Origin of the sequence: Pseudomonas sp. C6002, assembly GCF_013385805.1 — a bacterium.
Taxonomy (GTDB): Bacteria; Pseudomonadota; Gammaproteobacteria; order Pseudomonadales; family Pseudomonadaceae; genus Aquipseudomonas.
Genome location: NZ_JACAPH010000004.1, coordinates 281098 through 296647 on the forward strand (window position 1 = coordinate 281098; position 15550 = coordinate 296647).

15 protein-coding genes are annotated in these 15550 nt (G+C 63.0%); 5 read left to right on the plus strand and 10 right to left on the minus strand.

Annotated elements, in window-relative coordinates:
* Positions 1 to 49 precede the first annotated feature (49 nt).
* The 8 genes from HX817_RS02395 to HX817_RS02430 form a co-directional block, all read right to left on the minus strand.
* The gene (locus tag HX817_RS02395) at positions 50 to 2155 is read right to left on the minus strand and encodes a TonB-dependent siderophore receptor (protein WP_177039720.1); all 2106 of its coding nucleotides are present in this window, start codon (positions 2153 to 2155) and stop codon (positions 50 to 52) included.
* Between the two features lie 152 nt (positions 2156 to 2307).
* On the minus strand, positions 2308 to 3690 hold the full coding sequence (locus HX817_RS02400; protein WP_177039721.1) for a PepSY domain-containing protein: 1383 nt from the start codon (positions 3688 to 3690) through the stop codon (positions 2308 to 2310).
* 115 nt (positions 3691 to 3805) lie between these two features.
* Positions 3806 to 5878 (minus strand): TonB-dependent copper receptor, encoded by a 2073-nt coding sequence (locus HX817_RS02405; protein WP_177039722.1) that lies wholly within the window; start codon positions 5876 to 5878, stop codon positions 3806 to 3808.
* A 93-nt stretch (positions 5879 to 5971) separates the two neighbouring features.
* The gene (locus tag HX817_RS02410) at positions 5972 to 6343 is read right to left on the minus strand and encodes a DUF2946 domain-containing protein (RefSeq protein WP_177039723.1); all 372 of its coding nucleotides are present in this window, start codon (positions 6341 to 6343) and stop codon (positions 5972 to 5974) included.
* Between the two features lie 64 nt (positions 6344 to 6407).
* Positions 6408 to 6890: a copper chaperone PCu(A)C gene (locus HX817_RS02415; RefSeq protein ID WP_177020779.1), complete on the minus strand. Its 483-nt coding sequence runs from the start codon at positions 6888 to 6890 to the stop codon at positions 6408 to 6410.
* Positions 6891 to 6936: 46 nt separating this feature from the next.
* Positions 6937 to 7332: a DUF2946 domain-containing protein gene (locus tag HX817_RS02420; protein WP_008439034.1), complete on the minus strand. Its 396-nt coding sequence runs from the start codon at positions 7330 to 7332 to the stop codon at positions 6937 to 6939.
* Between the two features lie 97 nt (positions 7333 to 7429).
* Entirely contained in the window at positions 7430 to 7717 is a 288-nt protein-coding gene (locus HX817_RS02425) for an addiction module antidote protein (RefSeq protein ID WP_008439033.1), read from the minus strand.
* 3 nt (positions 7718 to 7720) lie between these two features.
* Positions 7721 to 8023: a type II toxin-antitoxin system RelE/ParE family toxin gene (locus tag HX817_RS02430; RefSeq protein ID WP_008439032.1), complete on the minus strand. Its 303-nt coding sequence runs from the start codon at positions 8021 to 8023 to the stop codon at positions 7721 to 7723.
* Positions 8024 to 8667: 644 nt separating this feature from the next.
* On the opposite strand from HX817_RS02430, the gene HX817_RS02440 reads away from it, so the two are divergent.
* Positions 8668 to 8919 carry a DUF6124 family protein gene (locus tag HX817_RS02440; protein ID WP_177039724.1) on the plus strand — a complete coding sequence of 84 codons (252 nt, stop codon included), beginning with the start codon at positions 8668 to 8670 and terminating at the stop codon, positions 8917 to 8919.
* Positions 8920 to 9040: 121 nt separating this feature from the next.
* Here the strand turns inward: HX817_RS02440 and HX817_RS02445 are convergent, their stop codons facing one another.
* Positions 9041 to 9760, minus strand: a complete 720-nt coding sequence (locus tag HX817_RS02445) for a cobalt-precorrin-6A reductase (RefSeq protein WP_177039725.1) — start codon at positions 9758 to 9760, stop codon at positions 9041 to 9043.
* Entirely contained in the window at positions 9757 to 10962 is a 1206-nt protein-coding gene (gene cbiE / locus HX817_RS02450) for a precorrin-6y C5,15-methyltransferase (decarboxylating) subunit CbiE (RefSeq protein ID WP_177039726.1), read from the minus strand. The genes HX817_RS02445 and cbiE overlap by 4 nt, the downstream gene beginning before the upstream one ends.
* A 110-nt stretch (positions 10963 to 11072) precedes the next feature.
* On the opposite strand from cbiE, the gene cobG reads away from it, so the two are divergent.
* The 4 genes from cobG to cobJ are packed head-to-tail and all read left to right on the plus strand — an operon-like array spanning position 11073 to position 15349.
* Complete coding sequence (gene cobG, locus HX817_RS02455; RefSeq protein WP_305729168.1) at positions 11073 to 12359, plus strand: precorrin-3B synthase; 1287 nt, start codon at positions 11073 to 11075, stop codon at positions 12357 to 12359.
* Positions 12352 to 12978, plus strand: coding sequence for a precorrin-8X methylmutase (locus HX817_RS02460; RefSeq protein ID WP_003217338.1), 627 nt, complete (start codon positions 12352 to 12354; stop codon positions 12976 to 12978). Before cobG ends, HX817_RS02460 begins: the two co-directional genes overlap by 8 nt.
* The gene (locus HX817_RS02465; protein WP_003217336.1) at positions 12978 to 13709 is read left to right on the plus strand and encodes a precorrin-2 C(20)-methyltransferase; all 732 of its coding nucleotides are present in this window, start codon (positions 12978 to 12980) and stop codon (positions 13707 to 13709) included. Before HX817_RS02460 ends, HX817_RS02465 begins: the two co-directional genes overlap by 1 nt.
* Positions 13709 to 15349: a precorrin-3B C(17)-methyltransferase gene (cobJ, locus tag HX817_RS02470; RefSeq protein WP_177036410.1), complete on the plus strand. Its 1641-nt coding sequence runs from the start codon at positions 13709 to 13711 to the stop codon at positions 15347 to 15349. Before HX817_RS02465 ends, cobJ begins: the two co-directional genes overlap by 1 nt.
* Positions 15350 to 15550 lie beyond the last annotated feature (201 nt).

A 15550-nucleotide genomic window follows, 5' to 3' on the forward strand; every position in this document is an offset into this window, starting at 1 on the left:
CGCATTCGCGAGCAAGCCCGCTCCCACATTTGGACAGTGTTGCGTTCAGTTAGAAGGTGTAGTCCGCCGTCACGAAGAACGAGCGCGGCTCGCCCAGGATCCATTGCTGGCCGTCGTTGTATTGGCTGACGGCGTAAGTGCGGTCGAACAGGTTATTCAATTGCAGGCCCAATGTCGTGTTGCGCATGGCTTTCCATGAAACGCTGGCGTCGACCACGGTGTAGCTCGGCACTTCGCTGGTGTTGGCGGTGTTGGCGAAACGCGAGTCTACATAACGCACACCCGCACCGGCACGCACGTCGTCAGTGATGGCCTTGCTCAGCCACAGGTTGGCGGTGCGACGCGGCACGTCGGTGGGGCGGTTACCGTCGCGGGACACGGACTGGCCGTTGACCACTTCGGAGAAGTCGTCGTACTGCGCCCGCACGATCGCAGCGTTGGCTTGCAGTTGCCAGGCATCGGGCAGTTGCAGGTCGAGGCTGGCTTCCAGGCCGTTGGAGGATTGCTGGCCGACTTGTTCCTTGAGGGTGGTGCCTGGAACGCTCACCAACAGTTTCTTTTTGACGATGTGGTAGGCCGCCAGGGTCCATTCACCACGGGAATCCCAGAACGCCTGCTTGAGGCCGATCTCGGTTTGCTTGGCGGTGGACAGGCCGAACTGCTGCTGGCTCGGGCTCAGGGTGATCAGGCTGCCAACGCCGTCAGTGCTGGTGGCGTACTGGCCGTAGACCGAGGTGTCCGGGGTGATCGCGTAGACCAGGCCGGCTTTCCAGTTGTTGCCGGTAAAGGTCTTGTTGGCGTCGCTGCCATCCACCAGGGAGTCACTGTCGATGTGCAGGTAATCGCGGCGCACGCCGGTGATCAGCGACAGTTTATCGTTCAGTTGCAGGCGGTTTTCGGCGAACGCAGCCAGCTGTTTGGTGGTGCTGACGGACTGCGGAATGAAGGGGCTGGCGCTTTCAAACGGCTGCGGTACCGGGTGGTTGATGTCCACCGGTTGGCCGGCGTTCGTCAGGTCATCGAACGGCGAGTTGCTGGCCAGGCGGAAGCGAATGCGGTTGTACTCCACCCCCGTCACCGTCTGGCTGTCGAGGCCGAACAGCGTGTGCTTGAAAGTGAAGGTCTGGCGGTCGCCCACCTGTTCCTGGTTGTGCTTGATGCCCAGGTAGCTCTGGCGCACCAGGCCGCCGTCGACGTAGTTGTAGCTCTCGGCGTTCTGCCAGCGCCGCTGGTTTTTCAGGTAGGACAGTTCGTTGGTGGCGGTGACGTTGTCGTTGATCTGCCACTCGCTGGTCAGGCGCGTCCACTGGTCGTTGTAGTGCTGGATATCGTTGCTGACGTTGTAGTTCTTGTCCCGCAGGCCCTTGTGCAACTGGCCGTTGATCAGCGGTGTGCCGTAGTCGTTTTGCGGGGTCTGGTCGCCGTAGTCGGAGGCCAGGGTGAAGCTCAGGTTATCCGCCGCCTGCCAGCGCAGGGCACCGCTGACGAAGTCGCTGCCGGACTCGCCGCGGTCGATGAAACCGTTGCTGCGCAGGCGGTTGATGTTCAGGCGATAGCTCAGGGTGTCGGTCAGCGAGCCGCCGCTGTCGAGGGCTTGCTGCTGGCGGTCATAAGAACCGTAGCCCAGGCGGATATGGTTTTCGATCTCGCCCTCGAAGGGTTTCTTCGCGATGGTGTTGATCACCGCGCCGGTGGCGCCCTGGCCGTACATCACCGAGGCCGGGCCGCGCAGTACGTCCACCCGCTCAACGGACCAGGTGTCCACCGGGAAGGTGGAAGTGCCCGCGCCATCGAACATGCGCGCGCCGTCGTACAACTGCAGCACCGAGCTCTGGCCGGTGAACCCGCGTGCCGACAACGAGGTACCACCGTCGCCCGGCGTGCCGGTGCGGCTGATGCCGGTGGCCCGGGAAATCGCGTCCTGCACCGTGGCATCGCCCCGTGCGCGAATCTGCTCGCCGGTCTGGCTCTCAACGCTGCCCGGGGTTTGCAGGGCCGTGAGGTTCAGGCGTGAACCTGCCGTGGTCGGGGTGTTCAGGTCGACGCGCTCGTCGTCGACGGCGGGGGCGGAGACGGCACTGGCGGGAAGCGTCAGGGCCTGGGCAGTGTTTTGCAGGGCGAGCAGGCACAGGCCGGACGCAAGGTACTTGTTCATCGGACGATAAATCGCTTCTTCGAGACGGTACTCGCCGCAGGGCGCGGCGAGTGGGAGAACACATTAAGTGTTACAACATAACACTTTGTGCGGCGTGGGCGAAAGCCCGCGTAAGACTACATAACGCCTCTAGGTAGGGCATCTCGTCTGTTTCACGCTGAACCTGAGGCAGATTCACGTTGGCCAAACCACCGTGAAAGCACCAGGCGATCCAGTGCCCAGACCACGATCAGCGAGGCGCCCACCAGCGGAAAGACAATCGCCAGCCCGAGCATGATCACCATCGCGGTTTTCCATTTCGGCAGGTCATGGCGCAACGGTGGAACCCCCAGGCTGCCCTGTGGCCGACGCTTCCACCAGATCACCACACCGCTGACGGCGCTGAGCAGGATCATCAGGCAAATCAGCAGCACGATGATCTGATTGACCACGCCAAACATCTTGCCTTCGTGCAGCATCACGCCCGATTCGGTAACCCGCGCCACGCTGTTGTAGTGCTCCCAGCGCACATCGGCCAGGACCTTGCCGGAGTATTGGTCCACATGCAGGGTGGCGTCATTGCGCGGGTCGTTGGCGAACACCGCGAGGGTGAACACGCCTTCGGCAGTGGTGGGGAAGGTGATGCTGTAGCCGGGTTCGACCTTGCGTGAGTTGGCGAGGTCGACCACCTGCTGCAGGCGGATACTCGGGGCTGCCGGGCCCTGGCTCATGCCGGCGTGCTTCATGTGCTCGGCATGCTCGCCAGACATCGGCATCGGCGTGTTTTCCATGGCCCACGGCACGGTCTGTTGGCTCGCGGTGTTGAGGCTGCGGGCCTGCTGGTCGGACTGCGGCACGTTGTTCCACATGGCCGCCGGGAATTTATTCCACAGCTCGGCGTATTGCTTGCCCCAGAAGCCGGTCCAGGTCATGCCGCTGAGGAGCATCACCAGCAGGAACGCCGCGCCCCAGAAACCGGCTACCGCGTGCAGATCGCGCCAGAACAAGCGACCGCGACTGCCCAGCCGCGGCCACAGAATGCCCGCCGCCGACTTGCCTCGCGGCCACCACAGATACACGCCCGAAATCACCAGCATCACGCCCCAGCCGGCGGCCAGTTCCACCAGGCGATCACCGACGGTGCCGATCATCAACTCGCCATGCAGCGCGCGGGCGATGGCTTGCAGGTTGTACTTGGCATCCTGTTCGCCGAGCACGGTGCCGCGATACGGGTCGACGAATACAGTCACTTCCCGCCCGTCGTTGTGCATCACGAATTGCGCGCTGCTGGTGGCGTCGGCAGGTGGCAGGTACTTGCTGATCTTGCCTTGTGGATAGGCAGCCTGGGCACGTTGCAGTTGCTCGTCGGCACTCAGCGCGTGTTCGGCGCTTTGCACGGTCAGCAGGTTGCCGTACATCAGCGGGTCGAGTTGGGGTTTGAACAGATAGATGATGCCGGTCAGGGCCAGCAGCACCATGAACGGCGCGACAAACAGCCCGGCGTAGAAATGCCAGCGCCAGGCCAGGTTGTAGAAGGAAATCTTCGGTGGGTTCATCAGGGTGCTCCGCAAAGGCTTGGATTTTTTGTGTTATCGAGGACGCCATCGCGGGCAAGCCCGCTCCCACAGGGAATGCATTGCAACTGTGGGAGCGGGCTTGCCTGTGATGCGCTTAGAAGCTCATGTCCACCTTGGTCCAGAGCGTGCGCCCCGGTTCCTTGATGGCTTGCGGGTCATTGGCCGGGTAGCCGAACCCGGCGTTGCCGGCCAGGTTCAAGTGCTCGGCGTACGCCTTGCCGAACAGGTTGTCGACGCCGGTGCTGACCTTGAAATTCTTGTTGATGCGATACGCCGCGTTCAGCGAGAACACGCCAAACCCCGAGCTCTTGTCGAAGTCCTTGCCCACCACGTTGCCCTTGTTCTGGTCGATGCGGTTTTGCGCCGCGACCACCCGCCACAAGGCACCGGCGCTCCAGTCGTCCTGGCTGTAGGTGAGCCCGAAGCGCGCATCCAGCGGTGGGATCTGCGGCAGCGGTTTGCCGTCGCTGGTGTTCTTGCCCCAGGCGTAGGCGAAGGTGGCATCGGCCTTCCAGTTGGCGGTCAGCTTGTAGGCTGCGCCCAATTCACCGCCCATGATTCGCGCGTCCACATTGCGCGCCTGGGAGGTGGTGCCCATCATTCCCGGCTGGTAGTCGAACAGGATGAAATCACGCACCTGGCCGACGTAGCCCGAGGCCCAGGCGTCGAGATCGGCGGATTTGTATTGCAGGCCAAAATCCAGCTGGGTGGTTTTTTCAGGCTTCACACCGTCGAAGGCATTCACGGAACCGACCGACCCGGTGTCGGGAGAAAACAGCTCCCAGTAATCAGGGAAACGCTCCGAATGCCCAAGCCCTGCGTACAGGGTGGCAGGGCTGTCCGCCAGATCGTGCTCGTAGCGCACAAAGCCCGACGGCAGCGTATCGGCGCGGGTTTTACCGGCGGTGGGGTTGGGGCTGCTCATCATCCCGGAGCTGATGGTTTGCCGGAAATCCTTGGCCGAGGCGCGGTCGACGCGGGCGCCGGTGATCAGGCGGTCGCGGTCGGCGGCGTACCAGGTCAGTTCGCCGAACACCCCGTAGTTGTGGAAGTTGGCGTCCTTGCTGCGGGGCAGGTCCTTGTAGGTGTCGACGCCCATGGCGCTGCGTTCGCGGTGTTCGTTGGTTTGTGCATCAATGCCGCTGATCAACTGCACATCGGCCCAGCGCCAGGTGGCCTTGATACGGGCGCCGAGGGTGCGGCGGTCGACGTTGGCCGCCATGGGACCGGCCATCATCCCGGTGCCCGACGGGACGCGCAGGGTGTAGTTGTCCATCACGTGGTCGGCGTAGTTGTAGTAGACCTGCGCTTCGACCTTATCCAGCACCTCGCCGATGTTCGATTTCTCGACGCGCAATCCGAGGCTCTCGCGCAAAAACTGCGAACCGTCCATGCCACGCCCGGCGTAGCGGGCTTCGCCATCGCCACGGCCGGCGGTGAGTTCCAGCAGGGTGTCGGCGTCCGGGGTCCAGCCCACGGCCACGTCGCCGTTCCACTTGTCGTAGCGCGAGGCGACGGTGTCGTTGTTGCCGTCCTTGTAGTCATCGGCGTGGGCCTGGTTGCCGATCACCCGCACATAACCCAGCGGCCCGCCGGCTGCTGCGTCGACGACTTTGTCGAAACGCCCGTTGGAGCCCGCCAGGATGCTGGCGTTGACCCGCGTGCCCAGCTCGCCGAATTGCTCGGGCTCGCGCTCGAACAGGACCGTGCCGGCTGAAGCGCCCGGGCCCCAGAGCACGGTTTGCGGGCCTTTGATCACGGTGAGCTTGTCGTAGGTTTCCGGTGAAATATAGGAGGTGGGCGCATCCATCCGGCCGGGGCAGGCGCCGAGCATCATGCTGCCGTTGGTGAGGATGTTCAGGCGTGAGCCGAACATGCCCCGCAGCACCGGGTCGCCGTTGGTGCCGCCGTTGCGCACCAGGGCGAAGCCGGGGATGGTCTTGAGGTAGTCGCCGCCATCGCTGGCGGGCACCGGTTGGCGCGGGTCTTTCGGGTTGGTGACGACGGTCAGTGGTGAGCTGGGGGCAATGGCGGTGATCACCGTCGGGCTCAGTTCGTTCTGGTCGGCAGGCTCGTCGGCGTGGACCTGAGGAACCAGCAGCGCGCCACACAGAACGGCGAAAATGGGAGTACATCCCAAACGGGTGTCAGCAGAAAACCTGGACATGAAAAATTCCATCATTCATTCGTAAACAACACGGCCAGCAGCCTGCGGCTGTCTGTCTAAAGTCGGCCGGGGTGAAGTAACGGTGTGAAGTGCTTACGCGATGATGGGCGGGGCGCGGCTGCGGGCGCCGGGGAACACGGTTTGCCGGGCATGGCCCAGGCGTGGGGCGGGGGTCAGGGCGTTGGCGGGCGGCGGGCTGCCGAGGGTGACAAACGACACGCTGCCAGGCAGCGCCGGGCAACTGAAGAGCAGGCTGCAATAGCCGCACTTTTCCCAGAGCACGTGGTGTTCGTCGGGTGCTTTGTGGTGATCGGTCGCAGGCTTGGTGTCGCCATGGCAGCTCGGCGCGTCCATGGACATTTCCATCGACATGCCGGCGTGATGATCCATCGGCATCGCTTGGGAAATCAGCGGACCGATAAAGATCATCAGCATGGCGAACAGGCTGATCCAGCTGCCGCGCATAAGGCCTACAGGCTTACGGCGGTGCGGGGACAACCTGGCGCGTGGGGCGCCCATCAAGGTTTATCTATTGGGCGTGCATGTGTTCGTGGCCGGCCATGGGCGGCTGCTTCTGCACTGACACTTCCACCTTCACTGGCCCGGCCTTTTCAAAGTTCAGGGTCAGCGGAAAATGCTGGCCGTCGCGCAAAACGCTGCGGTCCTTCAGGTCCAGCAGCATCACGTGGTAGGCCATGGGCGCGAACGCCAGGTCACCTTTGGCCGGCACCGCGACGCTGGTCACCTGCTGCATCTTCATCAGATCGCCCTGCATCACATGCTCATGCAGTTCGGCCTTGGCGGCCACGGGCGTGTCGACGCTGAGCAAGCGATCCGCATGCTCGCCCTGGTTATGAATCACGAAATACGCCGCGACGGTCGGCGCATTGGGCGGCAGTTCCTGGGACCAGGGTTCGCTGACCACCAGTTCGCCGACCTTGAAGTCTTCGGCATTGGCAGCAGCACACACCGGCAGCAACAACGCAGCCAGAAGCAGGGAAGATTTGAGCATGGCAGTTCTCCAGAACGGTTCTAAACGCAGTTCACTTGCGAAGAAATCAGACCGTTGGAGAGGCGCGGGGGTTAAGGCTCGGCCATTGCTGGCGCGGGGTGGGGGATTGCAATGACGGCGGCGGCAGGTCTTGCACCGCGTCGAATCGTGCGAAATACAGTGTTGGTGAATGCCCCGGCAACGCCACTAATGGCGCCGAGCCCGAGCAGCACCAGCAATGCTGCATGGTGGAGTGATCGTCCTGCTGCGGCGCCGGAATCTCCAGCTTGCCCAAGGCAATGGCCGTGAGCTTGTTGGCATTGGAGGAGCAGAAACTGCCCCACAGCAGTTGCTTGACCGGGTCATCCGCCTGCTGCATCGCACCCGCCAGCGGCATGGCAAAGGCGTTGAACAGCACTGCAAGGCAGGCTATCCAGGCAATTGCAAAGCGTTGACGGGCCATGGCGGACAATCCGTAGGGTTAAGCGATCAGGTGGGTATTTAGCCTGATCGGGGAGGATAAGTAAAAAGGGGCGGTGTGGTTTGGTGTCGCAGTGCTATCAACCAGCTGTGGCGTGCAGCTTCAGGCCGAGCGCTTTCATGACCTTCATGATAGTCGCGAACTCGGGATTGCCAGTGCTGGAGAGGGCTTTATATAAACTTTCGCGTCCGAGGCCTGCGTCGCGGGCTACTTGAGTCATGCCTTGGGCGCGGGCGATGTTGTTGAGGGCTGAACGAATAAGCAGTCCGTCACCGGCATCCTCCTCGAAGCACGCTTCAAGATACTCGGCCATATCTTCAGGAGTCTTGAGGTGTTCCGCTATGTCGAAGTCTGTAAATTCAGTCATGGCTTACTCCTTTTTTTCAAAGTCTGCTGCAATTTGCTTAGCGCGCTGGATATCGCGTTTCTGCGTTGATTTATCGCCGCCTATCAACAACAGGTAAACCACCTCCTCTCTACGAGTGAAATAAACCCGGTATCCAGGACCGTAGTGGATGCGCATTTCCGAAACGCCATTTCCTACTGTCTCACAGTCTCCGAAGTTGCCTGATTGTGCGTTATTCAACCTTGCCAGTACGCGTGCACGGGCCGGTTTATTGTTTAACGAATCAAGCCACTCCAGGAAATGCTTGGATTTCTTGAAGTGAATCATCTTGGATCGTATTCCTTGGGATACAGAATGACAAGTCACGATGCTCCGCAAAAGCAGTGCATCCCCATCGCAGACTCTGGTGCAAAACTGCGGGAGGGGAGCTTAGGGCGAGGGCTTTTGGCTGAACCAGCCGGCTGGTTCGGAGGGGGGTGTAAGGCGAATCAGTTTTTAAAGCGAGGTTGTCAAAAGGATGTCGATGATTGAGGCGCTTTCCTACGAGGTCATTGCACCTTGCGATACAGGCGACTCGGTCTTCCTGCTGGAACGAGGTGATGCTATCGCAGGCAAGCCAGCTCCCACAGTTTGGATTGTGTTCGATTCGAATGTGGAGGCCCTCCACAGAAATTTCCGACAGTGATTGGCGGTTGTCTCTAGGAAACTCAATCTCTAGTCTCCGAACACCACTGCAAACTCAGTGGTCGGGCGTCGCGGCCCGGATTTCTTCAGACGCAAAAGCGTCATCGTGTCCTTTCAGTTGGCGCTTTTTTATCGTCTACTGTGCGGCGCTATGGTGGCTGTGCGCGGGATACCTTCGGGTATGCCGGTGTTCTGGAGAGCCGGTCCGCGAACCCGCGTTCAGCTACCACCCCCATCGCATCGCGGCGATCAGTGGTAGCTCCTTTGTACTTCTCCGGAGCTTCACAATGATTAAACCTACCCCCAATTCCCCTTTTCGGCTGTTCACCGTAGCCGACGGAATCAGCACCGAAGACCTGTTGGTCAACCTCATTGAAACACTCGCCTCGGCCAACGCGCTGAGTTGCGACTTGGCGTTTAGCCTGGAAGGATCGAAGCGAGAGGAGTTGTTGGGCGTCGCTCAGTTGATCGAGCTGGCGGAGTTACTGGCTGATCGGGTGCACGATGCAGCCGGACAGACGGCTGCCGCGCGGAGCTAACAGCGCGACGCAGGTTAGTGTGGGAGCTGGCTTGCCTGCGATAGCATCGCCGCGGTGTATCTGAATGACCGTGTCGTTTGCATCGCAGGCAAGCCAGCTCCCACCTTTGTTTCGTGTTGCGTCATACAGACTGGAATGCTTCCAGTACCGAGTTGACTGTCGTGAATGCCCTATCCACCTGCGCCAACACCGGCCGCCTCAACACCAACACCGGCACCCCCCGCTCCCGTGCCACTTCCAGCTTCGGCTCGGTAGCCGTGCTGCCGCTGTTCTTGCTGATCAGCACATCAATCTGCCGTCGCTCAAACAATGCCCGCTCATCCTCGATCAAAAACGGCCCACGGGCGCCGATCACTTCGCAGCGTTCATTGCCGGGGTACACATCCAGTGCGCGCAGTGTCCAGAACTGCTCGGCGGGGATTTCGTCGAGGTGTTGTAACGGTTCACGGCCCAGCGTGAACAGTGGTCGCTTGAAGGGTTTCAGAGCTTCAATCAACTCCGCCCAGTCACCGACTTCGCGCCAGTCATCACCCGCCTGTGGCTGCCACGCCGGGCGGCGCAGGGCCCAGCAGGGAATGCCGCATAAACCTGCGGCATGGGCGGCGTTGGCGCTGATCTGTGCGGCATACGGATGGGTCGCGTCCAGCACCAGCTCGATACCTTCATCGCGAATGAACTGCGCCAAACCTTCCGCGCCGCCATAGCCACCGACGCGCACCTGGCACGTAAGGTCGGTGGGAACGCGGCCAACACCCGCCAGGCTGTAGATATGTTCGGGCCCCAGTGTGCGGGCGATGGCCAGGGCTTCCGTCACGCCGCCCAACAGCAGGATGCGTTTCATAGCGGCTTGATCACTTCCAGCAGGGTGATCGGCAGCGCCTGGCGCCAGGTATCAAAGCCCCCCAGTGGCTGGGCCTGGGCCACATGAATGCGGGTCAGCTCGCCGCCGTGTTGTTCGCGCCAGGCCATCAGGGTCATTTCACTTTGCAGGGTCACGGCGTTGGCCACCAGCCGGCCGCCCGGGCGCAGGTGTTGCCAGCAAGTGTCGAGCACGCCGTCGCGGGTTACGCCGCCGCCGATGAAGATGGCGTCGGGCGCTTCCAGGCCAGCGAGTGCGTGGGGCGCGGTGCCGCGAATCAACTGCAGGCCGGGGACGCCGAGTGCATCACGGTTATGTTCGATCAACAGTTGCCGGCCTTCATCGGCCTCGATGGCCAGGGCGCGGCAGCTGGGGTGGGCGCGCATCCATTCGATCCCGATGGAGCCGCTGCCCGCGCCCACGTCCCACAGCAGTTCGCCGGGCATCGGCGCGAGGCGGGCGAGGGTCATGGCGCGCACGTCGCGCTTGGTCAGTTGGCCGTCGTGCCTGAAGGCCGAGTCCGGCAGCCCTGCCAGGCGTGACAGGCGCGCTGTGTTGGCGTCGGCCACGCAGTCGATGGCCAGCAGATTCAACGCGGCAATCGGTTCGCCAGGCCAATCCCGGGCGATGCCGTCGATGCGCCGCTCATCCGGCCCGCCGAGGTGTTCAAACACACTCAGGCGACTTGCGCCAAACCCGCGCTCGGCCAATTGTGTGGCAATCGCCGCCGGGCTCTGGCCGTCATTGCTCAGCACCAGCAAACGCACGCCGCTGGCCAGATGCGCATTCAGCGCCGCCATCGGCCGGGCAACCACCGACAGCGTCACTACCTCTTGCAACGGCCAGCCCAGACGCGCCGCCGCCAGGGACACGGAAGAGGGCGCCGGCAGAATCAGCAGCTCATCGGCCGGCACCTGCCGCGCCAGGCTCGCACCCACGCCATAGAACATCGGGTCGCCGCTGGCCAGCACGCACACCGCTTCACCACGCCTGGCCAGCACCGGCTCCAGGGAAAACGGGCTGGGCCACACCTGGCGTTCGCCACGGATGCACACCGGCAACAAGTCCAGCTGGCGTTGCCCGCCAATAATGCGCGAGGCGCGCAACAGGGCGTGCCGGGCGTTTCTGCCCAGGCCCTTGAAGCCGTCTTCACCGATGCCTACTACTGTCAGCCAGGGCGACATATGAATTCCTTGAACGACATCCGACGGGCAGGCTTTTCATACCGCCGGACAAAGCAGGCATAATACCGCGCCTTTACCCGTGAACCGGTAGCCCCGTGAAACCAACACCACTGTCCAATACCTTGCGCCCCTCGGCCTGTCCGGGGTTGCTGCGTATTGTCCAGGCGTTGGATGGCGGGATTTGCCGCATCAAACTGGCGGGCGGTTCGATCCGTGCCGAGCAGGCGTTTGCCGTGGCCGACGCCGCCCAGGCCCATGCCGGCGGGGTGATCGAGGCGACCAACCGCGCCAACCTGCAGATTCGCGGGATCGGCGCCGAACAGGATGCATTGATCGCCGCCTTGCTGGCCGCCGACCTGGGCCCCAAGCGTGCCGCCGGTGATGATGTGCGCAACCTGATGCTCAGCCCCAGTGCCGGCATTGACCGCGAGATGCTGTTCGATACCCGACCGTTGGCCGACCAGATCCTCACCACCCTGGAAACCCACCCGCGTTTCCATGAGCTGTCGGCCAAGTTCGCCGTGCAACTGGACGGCGGTGAAGCCCTGGCCATGCTCGAGCATCATCACGACCTGTGGCTGTCAGCCTTCGATGCCAATGGCAACACGCTGTTGGCATTCGGCCTGGCAGGCTGCCCGGCGCGGGAAGCGCCCTTGGCGGCGGTACCTTTGGCGCAAGGGCATGCACTGGTGGTGGCGGTGCTGGAACGGTTCCTTGAACTGGCCCGGCCTGATCAGACCCGTATGCGCCATCTGCTGGCTGAAACCGCTGTGGATAACTTTTTGCGGCAGCTGAATATGCCATTGCAGCCGGTTGATGGCTTTTCAAGGCACTCCAACTCCGCGCCGCTGCACCTGGGAAGTTATCCACAGCGCCAAAAAAACCAGGTCTACGTCGCCGCCGTCGCACCCTTGGGCCGCCTGGATTCGGCGATGCTCAGGGGCGCTGCGCAACTGGCCGTCGACCATGGCGACGCCACCTTGCGTGTCACGCCATGGCAAGGCCTGCTGCTGCCCAATATCCAGGATGCGGCGGCTGTCACCGAACGCCTCGAACAGCTTGGCTTTTTGTGTTCGGTGGACCAACCCCTCGCACGGATGATCGCCTGCACCGGCGCCGGCGGTTGCGCCAAAGGCCTGTCCGACACCAAGGCCGACGCCGTGCAACTGGCCGCGCTTGCGCCCGGCCACAGCGTGCACCTGTCCGGCTGCCCGCGTTCCTGCGCGGCCGCACACACCGCGCCGGTCACCCTGCTGGCGGTAAGTCCCGGCCACTACGACCTCTATTTTCGCGACGCAGGCCTGCCCGGTTTCGGCCGCCTGCACGCGCGCACTCTTTCTATTGAAGCGGCGGGCGCCTTGTTGCGCGCTCACCCACGGAGCAACACCGATGATTGATTACATCCGCGACGGTCAGGAGATCTATCGCAACTCCTTCGCGATCATTCGCGCAGAAGCCCGGCTTGATCGCATCCCTGCCGACCTGGAAAAACTCGCGGTGCGGGTGATTCATGCCTGCGGCATGGTCGACGCCATCGACGGCCTGCAATTTTCCGAAGGTGCCGGCAAGGCCGGGCGCGAAGCCCTGGCCGCTGGCGCGCCGATCCTGTGTGATGCGCGGATGGTCTCCGAAGGCGTGACCCGTACGCGCCTGCCGGCCAACAATCAGGTGATCTGCACCCTGCGCGACGACAGCGTGCCGGAGTTGGCCCGCGAGCTGGGCAACACCCGTTCCGCCGCCGCCCTGGAGCTGTGGCGCCCGCACCTGGAAGGCAGTGTGGTGGTGATCGGCAATGCGCCGACAGCTCTGTTTTACCTGCTGGAAATGCTCGACGCCGGCGCGCCAAAACCTGCACTGATCCTCGGGTTCCCGGTGGGTTTTGTCGGCGCCGCCGAATCCAAGGCGATGCTGGCGGCAGACAGCCGCGGCGTACCGTTCGTGATCATGCAGGGCCGCCTGGGCGGCAGTGCGATGGCCGCCGCCGCGGTCAACGCCTTGGCCACGGAGGTCGAATAATGCCGGCACGCGGACGTTTGATCGGCCTGGGCGTAGGCCCCGGCGATCCGGAACTGATTACCCTCAAAGCTCTGCGCCTGCTGCGCGAATCGCCGGTGGTGGCGTACTTCGTGGCCAAGGGCAAGAAGGGCAACGCTTTCGGCATCATCGAAGACCATTTGGTGCCCCAGCAAACCCTGATGCCGCTGGTGTACCCGGTCACCACTGAAGTGTTGCCGGCGCCGCTGTCCTACGAGCAAGTGATCAGCGATTTCTACGACACCGCCAGTGTCGACGTTGCGGCACACCTGGACGCGGGGCGCGATGTGGCGGTGATCTGTGAAGGCGACCCGTTCTTCTACGGCTCCTACATGTATTTGCACGACCGCCTGGCCGAGCGCTACGAAGCCCAGGTGATCCCGGGTGTGTGCTCGATGCTCGGTGGCGCCTCTGTACTGGGCGCACCGTTGGTGTATCGCAACCAGAGCCTGTCGGTGCTTTCCGGCGTGCTGCCCCATGACGAACTCAAGCGTCGCCTGGCGGATGCCGACGCGGCGGTGATCATGAAGCTGGGGCGCAACTTCACCAAGGTGCGTCAGGTACTGGAAGAATTGGGATTGGCGAGCCGGGCGTTGTACGTCGAGCGCGCGACCATGGCCAATCAGAAAATCGTCGCCCTGGATCAGGTCGATCCGACGTCCTCGCCGTATTTCTCGTTGATCATCGTTCCCGGTGAAAGGTGGCAAGGCTGATGACGGCTCCCGCGATTGTCATCCTGGGGCAGGGCAGCCTCGCCACGGCCCGCGCTATCCAGCAGGTGTATCCCGACGCACTGATCCACGGCCTGGCCGGGCGGGTCGAGGGCGCAGATCAGGCCTATAACGAATTCGGCGCCAGCGTGCGCCAGTTGTATCAACAGGGCACGCCGATCATCGCGCTGTGCGCCGCCGGGATTGTGATCCGCACCCTGGCGCCGCTGCTGCTGGAGAAGGGCGTCGAGCCTGCTGTGCTGGCGGTTGCCGAAGACGGCAGCGCGGTGGTGCCGTTGCTCGGTGGCCTCGGTGGTGTAAACGTGATGGCGCGGGAAATCGCCGCTGCCCTGGACGTTGCCGCCGCGATCACCACCAGTGGCGAGCTGCGTTTTGGTACCTGCCTGCTTAACCCGCCCCATGGTTATCAGCTGGGGGATCTGGAACTGGGCAAACGCTTTGTCTCGGATTTGCTGGCTGGCGAATCAGTACGCATTGAAGGCGCGGCGCCGTGGCTGGATCAGGCCAACTTGCCCCAGGATCAACAGGCGCGCCTGGCGATTCACGTCGGCAGTGCCGAGCGCACACCTGCGGCCAATGAGTTGCTGATTTATCCGAAGACGGTGCTGGTTACCTGCCAGCCGGGGCCGCAACTGGCCGGGCGAATTCGTGCGGCGTTGCAGGATGCCGGGCTCGCCGTGCAGTCCCTGGCTTGCCTGCTGGCGGCTGAAACGGAGATGGCCGATTCGTCATTGCACGAAGCGGCGTTGGAGCTGGGCGTGCCATTGCGCTTCGCCGATCTGGCGCCTCAGGCGGACATCGCGATCACGGTGGCCGAGGCTCCTCTGGACCCGTCCCTGATCGGTCGTCCCCGTGGCCGCCTCGCGGTGATCGGTCTGGGCCCCGGCGCTGCCGAACTGATGGTCCCGGCAGTAAAAGCCGAGCTGGCCCGCTGCACCGACGTGCTGGGTTACGAAACCTATGTGCGCATGGCCGGGCCGTTCCGCGCGGACCAGATCCAGCATTGCACCGACAATCGCGAAGAGATGCAGCGCGCGCGTCATGCCTTTGAGCTGGCGGCGCAGGGGCGTTCGGTGGTGGTGGTGTCTTCGGGTGACCCCGGTGTATTTGCCATGGCCGCTGCGGTGATCGAAGCCTTGCACGAGTCCGGCGACCCGGCCTGGCATCAGGTCGACCTGGAGATTTTGCCGGGCGTGTCGGCATCCCTCGCCACGGCGGCCCAGGCAGGTGCACCGCTGGGGCATGACTTCTGTGTGATGTCACTGTCGGACAACCTCAAACCCTGGTCGATCATCGAGAAGCGCCTGGACCTGGCGTCCCAGGCCGACCTGGCGCTGGCGTTCTATAACCCGATTTCCCGTGCGCGGCCCTGGCAGTTGGGACGCGCCCTGGAAATCGTCGCGCAGCACCGCACGCCTGAAACACCGGTGGTATTGGGCCGTGACATCGGTCGCCCGGGCCAGACCCTGCGAGTCACCACCCTGGGGCAACTGACGCCGGAGCAGGTGGACATGCGCACCATGGTGCTGATCGGTTCGTCCACCACCTGCGTCTTTGCGCGGGCAGGTGGTGGCGAGTGGGTCTACACGCCACGTTGGTACGGCGAGAAACCCGCCTCCTGAAAACAACGGCGGCCCCGCCATGGGGCCGCCTTGAAACGTCAGTCATTGATGCCGGAAAGGTCTGCTTGCCGAGGTTTTTTTGCATCGGCTCAAGTCATACCTTTCTCTACGGCTTGAAGAAAAGCACGGCGCTTTTGTGTGCCGCCGCCTCATCCCCAGCGTTTACTCAGCTGCGCCGCCTGCAGTGATTTTTCCTGCGGG

What these genes read in the sequence shown, in the direction of transcription:
- HX817_RS02395 (WP_177039720.1), bottom strand. Translation starts at nt 2,155, where the DNA reads ATGAACAAGTACCTTGCGTCCGGCCTGTGCCTGCTCGCCCTGCAAAAC.
- HX817_RS02400 (WP_177039721.1), bottom strand. Translation starts at nt 3,690, where the DNA reads ATGAACCCACCGAAGATTTCCTTCTACAACCTGGCCTGGCGCTGGCAT.
- HX817_RS02405 (WP_177039722.1), bottom strand. Translation starts at nt 5,878, where the DNA reads ATGTCCAGGTTTTCTGCTGACACCCGTTTGGGATGTACTCCCATTTTC.
- HX817_RS02410 (WP_177039723.1), bottom strand. Translation starts at nt 6,343, where the DNA reads ATGCGCGGCAGCTGGATCAGCCTGTTCGCCATGCTGATGATCTTTATC.
- HX817_RS02415 (WP_177020779.1), bottom strand. Translation starts at nt 6,890, where the DNA reads ATGCTCAAATCTTCCCTGCTTCTGGCTGCGTTGTTGCTGCCGGTGTGT.
- HX817_RS02420 (WP_008439034.1), bottom strand. Translation starts at nt 7,332, where the DNA reads ATGGCCCGTCAACGCTTTGCAATTGCCTGGATAGCCTGCCTTGCAGTG.
- HX817_RS02425 (WP_008439033.1), bottom strand. Translation starts at nt 7,717, where the DNA reads ATGACTGAATTTACAGACTTCGACATAGCGGAACACCTCAAGACTCCT.
- HX817_RS02430 (WP_008439032.1), bottom strand. Translation starts at nt 8,023, where the DNA reads ATGATTCACTTCAAGAAATCCAAGCATTTCCTGGAGTGGCTTGATTCG.
- HX817_RS02440 (WP_177039724.1), top strand. Translation starts at nt 8,668, where the DNA reads ATGATTAAACCTACCCCCAATTCCCCTTTTCGGCTGTTCACCGTAGCC.
- HX817_RS02445 (WP_177039725.1), bottom strand. Translation starts at nt 9,760, where the DNA reads ATGAAACGCATCCTGCTGTTGGGCGGCGTGACGGAAGCCCTGGCCATC.
- cbiE (WP_177039726.1), bottom strand. Translation starts at nt 10,962, where the DNA reads ATGTCGCCCTGGCTGACAGTAGTAGGCATCGGTGAAGACGGCTTCAAG.
- HX817_RS02460 (WP_003217338.1), top strand. Translation starts at nt 12,352, where the DNA reads ATGATTGATTACATCCGCGACGGTCAGGAGATCTATCGCAACTCCTTC.
- HX817_RS02465 (WP_003217336.1), top strand. Translation starts at nt 12,978, where the DNA reads ATGCCGGCACGCGGACGTTTGATCGGCCTGGGCGTAGGCCCCGGCGAT.
- cobJ (WP_177036410.1), top strand. Translation starts at nt 13,709, where the DNA reads ATGACGGCTCCCGCGATTGTCATCCTGGGGCAGGGCAGCCTCGCCACG.